General features: G+C 62.8%; 11 protein-coding genes. All 11 read right to left on the bottom strand.

Annotation, left to right across the window (positions count from 1 at the left end; all coding sequences use genetic code 11):
• Positions 1-59 precede the first annotated feature (59 nt).
• The 11 genes from LC039_RS24735 to LC039_RS24685 all read right to left on the bottom strand — a co-directional run bounded on the left by LC039_RS24735 (position 60) and on the right by LC039_RS24685 (position 13,545).
• Entirely contained in the window at positions 60-995 is a 936-nt protein-coding gene (locus LC039_RS24735; protein ID WP_226629193.1) for a helix-turn-helix domain-containing protein, read from the bottom strand.
• A 259-nt stretch (positions 996-1,254) separates the two neighbouring features.
• The gene (locus tag LC039_RS24730; RefSeq protein ID WP_226629191.1) at positions 1,255-2,187 is read right to left on the bottom strand and encodes a D-2-hydroxyacid dehydrogenase family protein; all 933 of its coding nucleotides are present in this window, start codon (positions 2,185-2,187) and stop codon (positions 1,255-1,257) included.
• A 64-nt stretch (positions 2,188-2,251) separates the two neighbouring features.
• Positions 2,252-4,030 carry a hydantoinase B/oxoprolinase family protein gene (locus LC039_RS24725; RefSeq protein WP_226629190.1) on the bottom strand — a complete coding sequence of 593 codons (1,779 nt, stop codon included), beginning with the start codon at positions 4,028-4,030 and terminating at the stop codon, positions 2,252-2,254.
• Positions 4,023-6,104, bottom strand: a complete 2,082-nt coding sequence (locus tag LC039_RS24720; protein WP_226629188.1) for a hydantoinase/oxoprolinase family protein — start codon at positions 6,102-6,104, stop codon at positions 4,023-4,025. The genes LC039_RS24725 and LC039_RS24720 overlap by 8 nt, the downstream gene beginning before the upstream one ends.
• 131 nt (positions 6,105-6,235) lie before the next feature.
• A complete protein-coding gene (locus tag LC039_RS24715; protein WP_226629187.1) occupies positions 6,236-7,345 on the bottom strand; it encodes a hypothetical protein in 1,110 nt (369 codons plus the stop codon).
• A 152-nt stretch (positions 7,346-7,497) separates the two neighbouring features.
• Positions 7,498-8,571 carry a branched-chain amino acid ABC transporter permease gene (locus LC039_RS24710; RefSeq protein WP_226629185.1) on the bottom strand — a complete coding sequence of 358 codons (1,074 nt, stop codon included), beginning with the start codon at positions 8,569-8,571 and terminating at the stop codon, positions 7,498-7,500.
• Between the two features lie 3 nt (positions 8,572-8,574).
• Positions 8,575-9,495, bottom strand: coding sequence for a branched-chain amino acid ABC transporter permease (locus LC039_RS24705; RefSeq protein ID WP_066109055.1), 921 nt, complete (start codon positions 9,493-9,495; stop codon positions 8,575-8,577).
• Position 9,496: 1 nt separating this feature from the next.
• Entirely contained in the window at positions 9,497-10,231 is a 735-nt protein-coding gene (locus tag LC039_RS24700) for an ABC transporter ATP-binding protein (protein WP_226629183.1), read from the bottom strand.
• Positions 10,228-10,989, bottom strand: coding sequence for an ABC transporter ATP-binding protein (locus LC039_RS24695; protein WP_226629182.1), 762 nt, complete (start codon positions 10,987-10,989; stop codon positions 10,228-10,230). The genes LC039_RS24700 and LC039_RS24695 overlap by 4 nt, the downstream gene beginning before the upstream one ends.
• A gap of 78 nt (positions 10,990-11,067) precedes the next feature.
• Positions 11,068-12,264: an ABC transporter substrate-binding protein gene (locus LC039_RS24690; protein ID WP_226629180.1), complete on the bottom strand. Its 1,197-nt coding sequence runs from the start codon at positions 12,262-12,264 to the stop codon at positions 11,068-11,070.
• A gap of 327 nt (positions 12,265-12,591) precedes the next feature.
• The gene (locus LC039_RS24685; protein WP_226629174.1) at positions 12,592-13,545 is read right to left on the bottom strand and encodes a helix-turn-helix domain-containing protein; all 954 of its coding nucleotides are present in this window, start codon (positions 13,543-13,545) and stop codon (positions 12,592-12,594) included.
• Between the last annotated feature and the right edge of the window lie 140 nt (positions 13,546-13,685).

Here is a 13,685-nt window from a genome sequence, read left to right as displayed (position 1 = left end):
TGATCTCGTTTGCGACGCCGGGGACCGCTCGGCGCCTCACGTCACGCCCCCGGACAAGCTCAGGAACCGATCAGCTTGCTTGGCGGAATGTTGAATTCCTTGCGGAAAGCCCGCGCAAAATGCGACGAGTCCTTGAAGCCGAAGCGGAATGCCGCCTCGGTCACCTGCCGCACCGAACCCTCGGACATGGCGCGATAGCTTGCCGCCAGACGCTGCGACCAGATCCAGCGCATCACCGTCGTCCCTTCGGACGCGAAGAGACGATTGAGCGTGCGCGGCGAGATCCGGTTCTCCTGGGCGATCGAGGTCACCGAAATCGTGCTGTCTTCAAGACGCTCCATCAGCTCGGCCTTGATCCGCTTAAGTAGCATATGCTGGCCGGGAGTGGGGCGCTGCTCTTCGCCGCGCAGGTCCCTGGCGGCAAGGCTCAGCAGGTCGAGAATGGGTGCCTCGGCATCGCGGCAGCGCTGGCTGCCGGGCAGCTCGTCGAGCGCGCAGACGTTTTTCATGAGACCGGCAGCTAGCTGCGCCATAGGTTGCGCGCCGTCGATGTGCAGGGCGAACTGGCGGTCGGCACCGGATAGGCGACTGATGATCAGGGGGCGTGGGATGCGAAGCGAAATCGTCCGCGCCTTCTCGGGGAATTCGATCGCATAGATTTGGTCGGTGTCGTAGACCACCATGTCGCCGGCGCTGAAGGCGAATGAACTGTCGTTGTTGCAGAACCGCCCGCCCCCCTCGAGGCTCAGCACGCAGAGAAAGTCGTCGCGCTCGGACTGACGTATTTCCTCGACCCCGTGGCTGTAGGAAATCGGGCTGAACGTGGTATCCGAGAACTGTAACCCACCCCAGTCGTCGATCTTCATGCGCCCGCTGAAATCTTGCGCGGCACCGCCGGGCGAGACCACGGAAACATGGTGCTGGCTTATCATGTTTTGCCAGTATTCGAGCCGGTCGGCCCCCTCGAAATCGTCGGTCTGGAAGATGAGTGTCATGGCAGCTTCCCTTGCGGCCGTTCGTCCAAATCACACCTATTGAGGCGCTCTGGAACCAAGATTACCGCAGGCAAAGTCTCTATGGCAGTCGATGCCGGAAGCGCGCCGCGCAAAGCGCACACCAAACCCGCAGATGCTGCAAAACAAGCGAACTCGGGTGAAAACGCCCAACATCAAAGCGAAATGAATCTTTCACTCTCGGGGCGCATTTTCCCGGACCCTCGAAGCGAAAACGGCGCCCGTCCGGGCGCCGTGTCGATTATTGCGAGCGTTCCAGCCACTCGCCAATGCGTGTGACCATCCGGCCATAGAATAGTCTGTATGTGTCCTCAGTCACGAAGCCGATATGCGGCGTCGCGATAACGCTCTCAAGGACCCGGAATGGGTGATCCACGGGCAGCGGTTCCTGGTCATAAGTGTCGAGCGCCGCGCCGGCGATCTGCTCTGCTTTGAGCGCCGCGATTAGGGCCGCCTCATCCACCAAGGGCCCCCGTGAGGCGTTAACTAGCCAGGCTGATGGTTTCATGAGTGCCAGTTCCGCCGCGCCGACCATGTGGTGCGATCGTTCGCTGAGCTTCATGTGGATGCTGATCACGTCGGAGCCCGAGAAAAGCTCTTCTTTGCTGACTGCGCGCACACCAAGTTCCGCCGCAAAAGCCGAATCGAGATTCTGGCTCCAGGCCACGACGTCCATGCCGAAGGCCTGTCCGACCTTGGCAACCGCGCGTCCGAAATTGCCGAGACCGACGATTCCGAGCGTCCGCCCATGGATGTCCTGCCCAACGTGCTGTTGCCAGCGGCCCGCACGGAAATTGTCAATTTCCTGCGGCAGGCGCCGGATCGCCGAGAGGATCAGCCCCCAGGTCAGCTCGGTCGTGCCGTAGAGCAGGAACTCGGTGTGGCTGACATGGATGCCCATTTCCTCGCAGGCGGAGATGTCGATAGCGGCATTCGCCGCCGAGTTCGAAGCGATCATTTTGAGCTTGGGTAGCTGGCTCAGCAGCGCGCGGTCGAATTGGGTTCGCTCACGCATGACGCAGATGATATCGAAGTCCTGCAGCCGCTGGGCGAGCGCCTCCGGCTCAGAGAGGTGGTCGCTAAAGACTGTGATCTCGCAGCGTTCCTTCACTGTGGACCAATCGGCCATCTCCAGCGCGACCGACTGGTAGTCGTCGATTATCGCAAGTTTCATTTGGGCCTCATCAAAAAAGGGGCCACGGCGCGGCCGCGACCCCAGGGAGCAAGGAAAGGAAGGCTCAGCTGCGCAGGCGCGCGGTTTCCGCTTCGTCGATGCCACTGGCGAAGCCCTCCGCATCTAGGAGCACAGCCACGCGGTAGATGTCGCGCGCCCGCTCGACGGTCTCGTAGCCCTCGGCCACATCGTAGAGCACTGCCTGCGGATCACGGCACGCCGGATCGCCGTAGCCGCCACCGCCGCTGTCGAAGCCGACGATGGTTTCGCCCGGCTGGAGCACAGTGTGCAGGTAGCCCGGCAGCACTTCTTCGGTACCGTCGGCGTGGACCTTGATGTTGGCACCCGGGTAGGCGTCATGCCCTTTCTGGACGCCGCGCGGTCCGGTCGAAACACCGTTGGTCACCTGCATCACCACCATCTCGTTGCCGCGCGGGCCGAATTCGGTCCGGGTCGCGACGCCGCCGCGCTGGCGGCCTGCACCGGCGGTGCCGGGCACCAGCTTCATCGACTTCACGATGAGCGGCAGCCGCTGCTCCGAGATCTCGACGCTGTCGCGATAGCACAGGCCAGCCCCGGCGATCACGGTGAAGGTATCGATTCCATCCGCCGTTGCCGAGGCCGGACCGCCGCCGCCCATGAGGAACAGCTGGTTGACGTAATCCTCGTCGCCCACGCGCTCATCCTTGCCCGAGATCACCCCGGTCGAGACGCCCAGGAACATGTTCGATTCCGACAGGCCGTATCCATCGCCCAGCTCGGAGATCGAGCTTTGCGCCGTATTGCAGATCACGTCGGCCAGGAGCGTCGTCGAGGTAGATGCCGAGTGCGGAAACTTCGGGATGCCGACCACGCAGTTCTCGCGCAGCAGCACCTCGATACGGCGGAACGTTCCGGAATTCAGCGGCAAATCATGCTCGAGGCAGTTGACGATGCCGGTGATCGCCATGCCTGTGGCCGTGGCCTGACAGAGATTTACCCCAGCGTTCACGCAATCCAAGTTGTCGCGCAGATCGACGATGGCGCGCTGCTCGGCTGGGTCGATGGTGATCTTGACAAAAATTTCCACACCGTCGGGCAGAAACTCTCCCAGTTCGTCCAGCTTGCCGCGGCGCTCGAGTGTCGCGGGCGGCAGCTTGGCGATCGCCGCCGCTGCGCGGCGTTCGGAATAGTCGAGCCAGGCCTTCACGAAGGCCTTGACCCGCTCCGCGCCGAACTTTTCGGCGAACTTTTTCAGCGAGCGCTCACCGGTGCGGGCCGCGGCCAGTGCCGACTGCAGATCGCCATACCACTGGTCCGGCACCCGGATGCGCGCCTTGCACATCCGAATGATGTCTTCGTTATCGGTGAAATCCTTCTGGATCTGCACCATCGGGAAGACCAGCGCCCCTTCATTATAGACGTCGGTCGCCGCGGCGAAATAGGTGGTCGGCACCGAGTTGCCGCAGTCCGCCTGATGGCACTTGACCACCGAGGTGAACAGGTGCTCGCCCTCGAAAAACACCGGCACGAGGATCGTATGGTCCGCGGCGTGGGTGTTGCCATTGTAGGGGTCGTTGTTGAGGAAGGCGTCGCCTTCCTTGAAGCCGGGATGAAAGTTCTCCATCGCCTGCCCCTGCAGATTCGAGCCAAAAGCATGCACTGGCAGGGCCTCGGCGACGCCGATGATGTCGTGATTGGACGAGAGGATGGAACAGGAGAAGTCCCGCGCCATGCCGATCACCGAGGAGTTTGCGGTAAGGATCACGGTCGAGGTCATCTCGCGCACGATTGCGTCGAGACGGTTGCCCATGATCGCGAGTTCGACCGGATCGAAGCCGGTGTCCGGGAAGTCCTTAGGCATGGGTGCCTCCGAATTCGAAAATGTAGTTGCCCTGAGGCGAGAGACGCCCGGTCATTCCCGGCTCGACCACGATGGTTGTGGTCGGCTCTTCGATGATCAGCGGGCCCTTGATCTCGAAGCCAAGCGGGATGGTCGTGCCGTTGATCACCCGTGTCTTGGTGTGGCCGGTCTCGAGAAAGTAAGCGTCGTTGTCGCGGCTGTTTAGGTCGATATCAGAGCCCGGTCCCTGCCAGGACACCTGCGGCGAGGACAGCACCGCCGCGACGCGCAGACGCCAGTTGATCGCCTCGACCACCGTACCAAGACGGTCGACCGCATAGAGCCGCTTGTACTGCTCGGCGAAAAGCTTTTCGAGAAGCGCGACGTCGTCACAGCTCTGAGCCCATTCGACGGGCAGTTCGACCTCGAGTTCCCACTGCTGCCGTGCGTAGCGGGCTTCGACGAAGAGCTGATAGCGGAAAGTCTCGACGCCCTTGGCACGCAGCCCGCTCTCGAACTCACCGCTCTGGGCCAGCAACCCGTTCAGCGTCTCGCGCACCTGTGCGCTGTCGAAGGCATTCGACGCGGCATAGCAAGAGGTGGAGAAATCCGTTGCGATGTCCGAGAATTGGCCGCCCGCCGCCGAGATCGCGCCCGCCGTCTTGGGAATGATCACGTTCTTGACCTTCATCGAGCGCGCAATCGATAGCAGGTTCAGGCCGGCGGCGCCGCCGCCCGCGACGATCGTGCTGTCGCCGGGGTTCACGCCGTCATTGGTGGTGATGTCTTCGATCGCCTTGATCATGATCTCCGACGAGATCTGCAGGATCGCTCCCGCGGTCTCCCAGATCGACTTGCCCAGCCGGTCGGCGACGGTGCGCATGGCGGCCTCGGCCGCGGGCTTGTCGAGCTTCATACGCCCGCCGAGGAAGCGATCGGGATCGATGTAGCCCAGCACCACGGCCGCGTCGGTCACGGTCGGTTTGTCGCCGCCTCGACCATAGCAGGCCGGGCCGGGCTCCGAACCCGCCGAATGCGGACCGACGCGCAACATGCCGCCGGCATCGACCCATGCGATCGAGCCGCCGCCCGCGCCCACCGAGCGGATATCGACCGTCGCCATGCCGAGCATCGTCGAGGCCATGGGCGTGCCGAGCCAGGTCTCTCGGGTGTACTTGATGGCACCATCGCGGATCAGGCTGACGTCGAACGTGGTCCCACCGGTGTCGACGATGATGACATCATCGTCGAGGTCTTCGGCGCGTGTGTAGGCGATGCCCGCGAGCGGCGCCATGGCAGGGCCGGACTTGGCCATGTAGACCGGCTTCTGCACCACGTCGTCGATGTGCATCACGCCGCCCGAGGAGGCGGAAATCAGCAGCTCGCCACCGAAGCCCGCCTCGGAGAGGTCAATTTTGAGGTCGCGCAGATGCTTCTGCATTAACGGCTTGAGCGAGGCGTCGATCGCCGTCGCCGAGCTGCGCGGATATTCTCGGATGGTCGGGTTCAGCGAGGACGACAGCGTGTAGGGTACGCCGGGAAGAATTTCCTCGATCAGCTCACCCAGACGCCGCTCGTGCGCGGGGTTGGCAATCGACCACAGCAGCGCCACGGCCACCGCCTCGACGCCCACGCGCCCCAGCTTCTCCAGCGTTGCGCGCGCGTTCGCCTCGTCTAGTGCTGTCTCGACGCCGCCTTCGGCGTTCATCCTCTCGGGGATCTCGAAGGTCAGGCTGCGCGGGATGTAAGGCGGCTCGACCTTGGCGTTGATCTCGAGCGCGTTGAGTTTGCCGCCCTTGCGGAACACCAGAACGTCGGGGAAACCTTCGGTGACCAGAAGTGCGGTCTTGGCGGTCTTGCGCTCGACGATGGCATTCGTCGCCCGGGTCGTGCCGTAGACCATCACCCGCGTTTCGGCGAGCAGCTGCGAAAGCGAGATGCCCAGTTGGTCGGCAGCATTGGTGATCGAGTTCGACAGGCCGGTGAAGCTGCGTTCGGGCGTGGTGAGCGCCTTGCCGACGGTCAGGCGGCCCTGATCATCGGTGACAACGACATCGGTGAACGTGCCCCCGGTGTCGACGGAAATTCGGTACATAAGACCTCCAAGTCTTTGCTTGCCGGGGAAAAATCCGCGCGGCCGGTTCTTCTGAAACTTTGTGTATTCTAGCTACCTGACCCGCACTGCCGCCGCGCGTCCCGGCGCGACAGGGCATAGGTCTGCAAAGGTCACGCGGCTGCTACGGCGCGGTCGGCCATCATCGTGACGTTGATCCTGCGGCCCTCGTGGCTGTCGGAAAAGCGCGCGGCGTTTGTCTTGTGCAGGTATCTTGACGGGAAGAGCACGGCACGGTTACCGCGATAGGGCACAACGTGTTCCGCCGCGCCGGACGCCGCAATTCGACCGCGGTTCAGCTCCGGGCGCGCGTTGTAATCCTCGAAGGCGATGTCTTCACCGATCCGCAGGTCATAGAGCGTCATGCCCCCGACCCCGTCGCCCTCCTGCAGGTGCGTTTCGTCAACCGGCCAGATGTTGAGGTTCCAGTCGCCCTGATCGGCATGGATGTCGATGCCCTGGGATTCCTGCAGGTAACGGAAGGCCCAGAGCTGCGCGACCTCCACTGGCTCCGCGAGCCGGCTGATCGTCGCCTGCATCTCCCGCGCGAGTCCCAGCACGAAAGGCGTTGCAAATCCCTCGTGCAGGTGCGCGCCGAGATACCCGCGCTCGTCGCGCACGTCGAACCAGATGGCCGCCTTGAGTAGTTGGTCGAGCAGAGCCTGCCGGCCCTCTCCTGTCAGCACATTGTCGAGAATGAAAAAGCAGTCGCCGGGCTTGCCCGACAGTTCCACTCGCTCGATCACCGCATCCGGCGATAGGATCTCGCAAGGCGAAGAAATCTCGGGATAATGGCTGCAACCGTCACGCAACGCGCGGGTCTTGCCGGTTAGGACACCCTTGCGCAGGTCGTCTTCAAGGGCAGCATCGAACCAGTCGATCTCACCTTGCGCGCGCAACCACGCAAGCTGATCCGAAAGGTTGCGGCGATAGGTCAAGGACAGGCGGGCTTCATCGCCAGCCGCCCGCACCTCTGCCGCACCTCTGGCCCAGAGGTCGGGCCGTCGCTTGATCCGGAACCCCCGCTCGAAGTGGCGGAACGCTCCTTCGATATCGCCCATACGCTTGCAGCACTGCGCGGCGTTGACGTGGATAGCCCAGGACTCGAATCCCATCTGGAAGACAGCCTCGTACTGGGCCAAAGCCTCGGCAAAGCGGCGTTGTCCCAACGCGTGATCCGCCGCCCCAAGAATGCGCTGTGCCTGAAGTTGTCGCTGCGACATGGAAGCCTCCATCTTGCCGATCTGCCATGCAGACTAGCCAATCAAAAGCACTGCGCCCCGCTCCACCGCGCCACAAGCGTTGCCTCCGCGCGCCAGAAACCGCAAAGGCCCCACCGTCACCGGCGGGGCCATACTTGGAAATCTCAGAGGCGTCAGGAAGCGGTCTTGCGCTCGCCGGAAACGATCGATTGCGGCTTGCGGAAGGCTTTCGGCAAGGGCAGCTCGGAACCGCGAGTGATCCCGTCCGCCCGGTTGATCAGCACGAAGACCATGAAGATTCCGAGCAAAATCTGCTGCATGCCGAGCGGCAGGGCCAGCATGTCCCCATTGGGCAGCGCGACGCCCTCCTCGCCAAGCCGCAGCACCTCGGAAACGCAGCTCACTGCCACGACGCCAACGACGACGCCCGTGAGGCTTTCCGCACCGCCGACCACCAGCATGACCAGAAGCAAGAAGGTCAGGCTCATGTAGAAGACGTCGGCGGTAAGGATGCCAAGGAAGAAGCTGTAGACCGCGCCGCCGCAGCCCATGACCGCGCCGGAGAGCACAAAAGCTACGAGGCGCATGCGGTAAACCGAAATGCCTGTCGCCATGGCTGCGACCTCGTCATCCCGGCTCGCCCGCAACATCAGGCCGAACCGCGATTGCTGGAACAGCCAAGCGATGACCAGGGCGCCGGCCATGAAGACGAAGCTCGCCCAGATGCCGCCCAGCGAGGGTATGTTGGTCAGCGGTGCCGCACCGCCGGTGACCGAGTCCCAGTTCGAATAGATCCGGTTCACGACGAGCAGGAAAGCAAATGTCGCGATTGAGGCGGCGATGTCGGAAAGCCGCACTATGACTGCTCCCACGACAAGCGCTGCAACGGCTGCAGCCGCCATAGCCGCGAAGACCGACAGCCATGGCGCGACATGCGCGCTCTGCACCCAGCCCGGCAAACCCGTTAGCATGATCTGCTTGAACATCGCGTCCATCGACAGCCACGCCGCCACATAGCCCCCGACGCAGGCAAAAGCTGCGTGACCGAAGGCGAAGACGCCCGAATTGCCGATGAAGATGTAGAAGCCTGTGACCAAGATGATGCGGATCAGGATTTCGGTCCAGAAACTCTGCACCGTCCCCGTGCCCATCAGCTGCACAAACAGCGTCACGACGGCCAGTCCGGCAATCAGCCCGAACGGGGTCCAGACCGTTTCCAGCAGGGATTTCAGCTTGTCATTCTGCATGGATCAGACCCTCTTGTGGACGGATTTGTTGGGGAAGAGCCCATCGGGACGGACCACCAGAGCAAGGATCACGAAGCCGAAGGCAAAGGCATCGCGGAAGGGCTTGAGGTCGGACGGCAGGTAGACCTGAAGGAAAGTGATCGCTGCACCGATGAGAAAGCCTCCCACCACTGCGCCGACGAGCGAGCCCATGCCTCCGACGACCACCGCCACGAAGGCGTAGAGCGCCAACGGAGAGCCCCAAGCGTAGCTCACAGTGCCACTCTGCGGCAGGTAGAGCAGTGCCACGACCGCCGCCAGGATGCCGCTGATCGCAAAGGCGACACCGATCACCCGGTTGGCCCGCACGCCGAGATATTGCGCCATGCGGAAATCCTCGGCCGCAGCCCGCACTTCGATGCCGAACCGCGAGAACTTGAGGAAGAGGCTCAGCGCAATCATCAGCGCGGCGGTCACCCCGATGGTGATAAGCTGGATCATCGGGATGCGCAGGCCGGCGATGAAGATCGGTTCGGTCAGCCCGTACCAGAGGTTTACCCCGCGCGCTTGGCTGCCGTAGACCAGCAGCATGATGTGTTGAAGGATGTAACTCACGGTGAAGGACGCCATCATCAGCGTCGGCGCCGAGGCATTGCGCAGGGGCCGGAACACAAAGCGTTCGGTCAGCAGCGCAATGATCACTACGATCATCCCGACTGTGGGGATGACGAGGGTCCAGTGCCAGCTGCCGATGAACAGCTCCGAAGCGGCTGCCACCGAGGTGAAGGGCACGATCAACGAGTAGGCCCCGGCCGTGATGAAATCGCCATGGGCGATGTTGGCAAGCCTCAGGATGCCGAACAAAAGGCCAACGCCCAAAGCTGCCAGCGCGAAGATCGATCCGAGGCTGAGTGCGTCGAGAATAGTCTGGAAGAACGCAATCATGTCAGACACCTTCCTTGTCGAAGCCGAAATAGGCGCGCTTGATCGCTTCGCCATCGGTGAGGTTCTCGGCACGGTCGCAAAGCTGCACCTGCCCGCCGCGCAGCACATAAATGCGGTCGGCATATTTCAGGACGCGTGCCGAGCTCTGTTCATTGATCAGAAGCGTCACTCCCCGCCGCGCCTTGATCTCGGCGAGGATCTCGTAGACCTGATCGACGATTTTTGGCGCAAGACCCAGCGAAGGCTCATCGATCATGATGAGCTGAGGGTCGGTCATGATGGCGCGGGCGATGGCTAGCATCTGCTGCTCGCCCCCCGAGAGCCGACCCGCAGGATAGTTGGCGCGTTGGCGCAGGATGGGGAAGAGATCCATCAGATCATTCATCATCCAGCGCGCATTACCGGCATTGCCCTGCATGAAGCCGCCGAGCTTGAGGTTCTCTGCCACCGTCAGCGTCGAGAAGATCTGGCGCCCCTCCGGAACGAGCGACAAGCCACGACGCGCAATGTCTTCCGGCTTACCGGAACTGATGTCCTGCCCCGCGAGGTAGACCCCACCGCGTTGAGCACGGGCGCCGCCAGCAATGGCGGCCATGAGGGTCGATTTTCCAGCGCCGTTAGGGCCGACGACGCAGACCGTCTCGCCAGGGTCGACATGCAGAGACACGCCGCGCAGGGCGGCGATCTGGCCATAGCTGACGAAGAGGTCGCGGACTTCGAGATAGGGTTCGGTCATTCGGCCACCTCCGCTCCGAGATAGGCGCTCAGGAAGGCCTCGTGTTTCTGGACCTCCTCGGGCAGTCCTTCGATGATGGTCCGCCCGCCGTCGAGGACATGCAGGCGGTCACTCAGCGACATCACCACATGCATGTTGTGTTCGATCAGCAGCACCGCACAGCCATGGACCGCCGGCAAGGATCGGATGATGCCCATCAATTCCTCGCATTCGGAGTCCGACATGCCGGCAGCGGGCTCGTCGAGCAGGATGTATTTCGGCGCCGAGCACAGCGCCCGCGCGATGTCCAGGCGTCGCTGATCGGTGTAAGGCAGGCTGCCGGCGATTTTGTCGTGCGCATCCGCCAGCCCCACCTGTTCGAGCACGTCCTGCGCCCGGCGCCGTGCCCCAGCTTTCGACAGCCCACTTGCGATCCCGGCGACCTGCGCGTTCTCGAGCACGTCGAGCTTCTTGAACAGCCGCCCGGCCTGGAAGGTCCGTGCCACGCCCGCGCCGCGTACCCGTGCCGGCGACCAGCCACGCGCATCTGCGCCATCGAGATGCAGCGTGCCCTTGGTGGGCTTCTGAAAGCCCGTGAGCACGTTGACCAGCGTGGTCTTGCCGGCACCGTTCGGCCCCACGAGGCCGACGATTTCCCGCGGAGCGAGCCGCAGGCTGACGTCGCTGATCGCGGCGAGACCATCGAACAGCACCGAGACGTGCTTGATCTCGAGCGCCTCCCTCGCCCTGGTCGCCGTTTCTGCGAGTGGTTCCGCCATTGAATTCAAAGCGTTGTTCCCTGTCTGAATGGAAAGGGCGTCAGGCGCGATGAGCCTGACGCCTGTAGAGGTTCTCTGTCAGTTCCCGACGCGGTAGAGGATGTTGTTGGGGATCTCCTCGTTGATGCCCCATTCCTCGACGTAGACCTGTTTGCCGTCGGTGAACTCGGAGATCTGCATCGGCATCGAGGTCTGGATGTGCAGCTGTGGCGTGAAGGTGCGCGGTCCTAGTGTGGTCGCCTCGTTGGTGAAGCCGTTCATCACCTCTACCACCGCCTGTGTCTCGGTCGTTCCCGCGGTTTCTACTGCCTTGGCCCAGAGTTCGAGCCAGGCGTAGATCGGGTAGGCGAACATGCTCGACGGCTTGTCACCGTAGGCGTCCACAAAGCTCTCGGTCAGTGCCGTGACCTCGGGACGGGCGTCGCCATCGATCAGCACCTGCGTTGGGATGTAGAAGTCGGTGAGGCCGGGCACGGCGGAAGTCCAGGCGACGCCGTCGAACATCGACGGACCCAGGAGCGGCACGTCGATACCTGCCGAACGGATCTGGCGCACTGCACCGCCCGCGCCGAGGTGCGAGCAGAGCATCACCGCCTCGGTGCCGTCATCGGCGATTGATTTCGACAGTTCGCTGACCTGCGCCGAGATCGAGGCGTCGTCGAAGCGGAATTGCTCCCAGCCAGTGATCTCGCCACCCAGTTGCTCGTACATCCACTCGAAGCCGGCGCAGGAAGATTTCTGAGCCTCGCCAGCAACATCCTCCAGCACGAAGGTCTTTTTCAGCTCTTTCTTCTCAAGCGCCCAGTCGGCAATGATCGCGCCGTCAAGTTGGGAGGCGGTGCCGCCCGAGAAAGAGGCCGGACCAACGCCAAGAACGCCCGCCTTGGGGTCGACCGCACACATGAAGACCGAGATCTTGCCGGCTTTCTGAACCTGCACGGCTGCCGGAGCGCCGAAGTCGTAGTCGCAACTCACGACGACTAGGTCGGGATCCTCGGCCAGCACCTTCTGACCCGCCTTCACCGACTCGCCGAGGTCGGTCTTATTGTCGGCGGTAACAAACTCGATCTCACGCCCCAGAAGCCCGCCATTCTCGTTGCGCGCTTTGATCCAGAGCTGCGCGAAGCGATAGCCATCGGTGTCGGTCACTGATTGACGGCCCGAAAGGGCGATTGCGAAGCCGAGCTTGATCGGATCATCCTGCGCCAGGGTCCCTTGGGCTCCCGCGACAGATAGAGATGCGGCCAAGAGGCCTGATATAATTGGTCTTTTCATGGTGAACTCCTGTTGGACGACATCGGAGGAGGATGCCATTTTTTCTTCTTGGAACGTTCGGGCGTTTCTAATCCCGAGCTCTCGGGGCGCTTCCCGCATCGGAGCCGCGGCAGCGCTGGCCCTAGGGTCAAGCGTAGATCCACTCGGAAATCAGAGCCTGCACCCACGCGCCAATTCACCTGACTGAGCGGGCCACGCTACCGGTAAGGTCGTGCGCGGGATCCACGCTTCAGGCGCGCCGAATGTCGCCCTGTCCGCAGCGCGGAGCTCCGCGCCGCCCCCGGGCCACCGGCGACGCCAACGACGGGTGCCCGGGTTCAGGCAGTTTCAGAAGGTCAGCAGCGAGCTAGGTGCAAGCTGAAACTCACGTTTGAAGGCTCGGGTGAAGTGGGACACATCTTTGAAGCCGAAAACGTAGGCCGCCTCGGTGACCTGTCGGACGGACCCGTCCGACAGCGCACGATAGCTTGCCAGCAGCCGCTGCTCCCATACCCAGCGCATCACTGTGGTACCCTCGGCCGAGAAGAGCCTGTTCAGCGTGCGCGGCGAGACATCATACATTTCGGCAATATGGCGAATGCTCAGCTCGCTTTCTCCGAGATGGTGTATGAGGTCCGACTTGATCCGCGACAACAGCCGCCCCTGCCCCGGCGAGGCCCGGCGGGTTTCTCCATAGCTCTCCCGTACCGCAAGGCACAGCACATCAAGGATCGGCGCCTCCGCCTCACGGCAATGCGCCGGGTCAGGATAGCCGTCCAGTTCAGCGATTCCCTTCAGCAGTCCCGACATGACCCGGACCATGGGCCGTTCGGCTTCCATCCGCAGCGCCATCTGCCCATCGGCCTGCGGTACGCGGCTCAGGATCATCGGCCGGGGAATACGCAGGGTGATCGTCGTGGTGCCTTGCGGAAAATACAGCGTGTAAAGCTGCAAGCTGTCGTAGAAGAGCAGATCCCCCTGCCCAAAGTCACGCTTGCTGCCGTTGATCTCGAAGACCCCAGCTCCAGCGATCACAAGCATGCAGATGAAATCGTCGTGCGACGCGCTGCGCAGCTGTCCGACGCCATGCGTGTAGGTCACTGCGCTGGTCCGGCTCTTCAGGACTTGCATCGACGCCCATTCGTCGATCTGACCGACACCCACGAAATCTGGGGCGTTCATCGCGGCAACCGGGCTTAGAGGGCCGCTCTCGACCGATATGTGGTGCTGGTTAATCAGCTCGTGCCAGCACACCAAGCGCTCGTTCGGGCTGCAGGTGCTGGTGTTCAGGGCGATGCTCATCGCGGCTCTCCTTCGGCAAGAGCGGCGCGGCAGGACGGGCAGGCCATCTCCGCGCAAGGAATGCCAAGGAAACAGCCGACCCTATGACCCAGCTGTCATGTCACAAAATGTGGCACCGCCGCGTTTCCCTGATCCCGCGG

This window comes from Alloyangia pacifica (genome assembly GCF_020524285.1).
Taxonomy (GTDB): domain Bacteria; phylum Pseudomonadota; class Alphaproteobacteria; order Rhodobacterales; family Rhodobacteraceae; genus Salipiger; species Salipiger pacificus_B.
Note: the sequence above shows the minus strand (reverse complement) of the source record. Positions and strands in the feature narration are given on the sequence as shown.

Excerpts from the sequence above, each read along its gene's own strand:
- LC039_RS24735 (WP_226629193.1), bottom strand. The coding sequence starts at position 995 with ATGACACTCATCTTCCAGACCGACGATTTCGAGGGGGCCGACCGGCTC.
- LC039_RS24730 (WP_226629191.1), bottom strand. The coding sequence starts at position 2,187 with ATGAAACTTGCGATAATCGACGACTACCAGTCGGTCGCGCTGGAGATG.
- LC039_RS24725 (WP_226629190.1), bottom strand. The coding sequence starts at position 4,030 with ATGCCTAAGGACTTCCCGGACACCGGCTTCGATCCGGTCGAACTCGCG.
- LC039_RS24720 (WP_226629188.1), bottom strand. The coding sequence starts at position 6,104 with ATGTACCGAATTTCCGTCGACACCGGGGGCACGTTCACCGATGTCGTT.
- LC039_RS24715 (WP_226629187.1), bottom strand. The coding sequence starts at position 7,345 with ATGTCGCAGCGACAACTTCAGGCACAGCGCATTCTTGGGGCGGCGGAT.
- LC039_RS24710 (WP_226629185.1), bottom strand. The coding sequence starts at position 8,571 with ATGCAGAATGACAAGCTGAAATCCCTGCTGGAAACGGTCTGGACCCCG.
- LC039_RS24705 (WP_066109055.1), bottom strand. The coding sequence starts at position 9,495 with ATGATTGCGTTCTTCCAGACTATTCTCGACGCACTCAGCCTCGGATCG.
- LC039_RS24700 (WP_226629183.1), bottom strand. The coding sequence starts at position 10,231 with ATGACCGAACCCTATCTCGAAGTCCGCGACCTCTTCGTCAGCTATGGC.
- LC039_RS24695 (WP_226629182.1), bottom strand. The coding sequence starts at position 10,989 with ATGGCGGAACCACTCGCAGAAACGGCGACCAGGGCGAGGGAGGCGCTC.
- LC039_RS24690 (WP_226629180.1), bottom strand. The coding sequence starts at position 12,264 with ATGAAAAGACCAATTATATCAGGCCTCTTGGCCGCATCTCTATCTGTC.
- LC039_RS24685 (WP_226629174.1), bottom strand. The coding sequence starts at position 13,545 with ATGAGCATCGCCCTGAACACCAGCACCTGCAGCCCGAACGAGCGCTTG.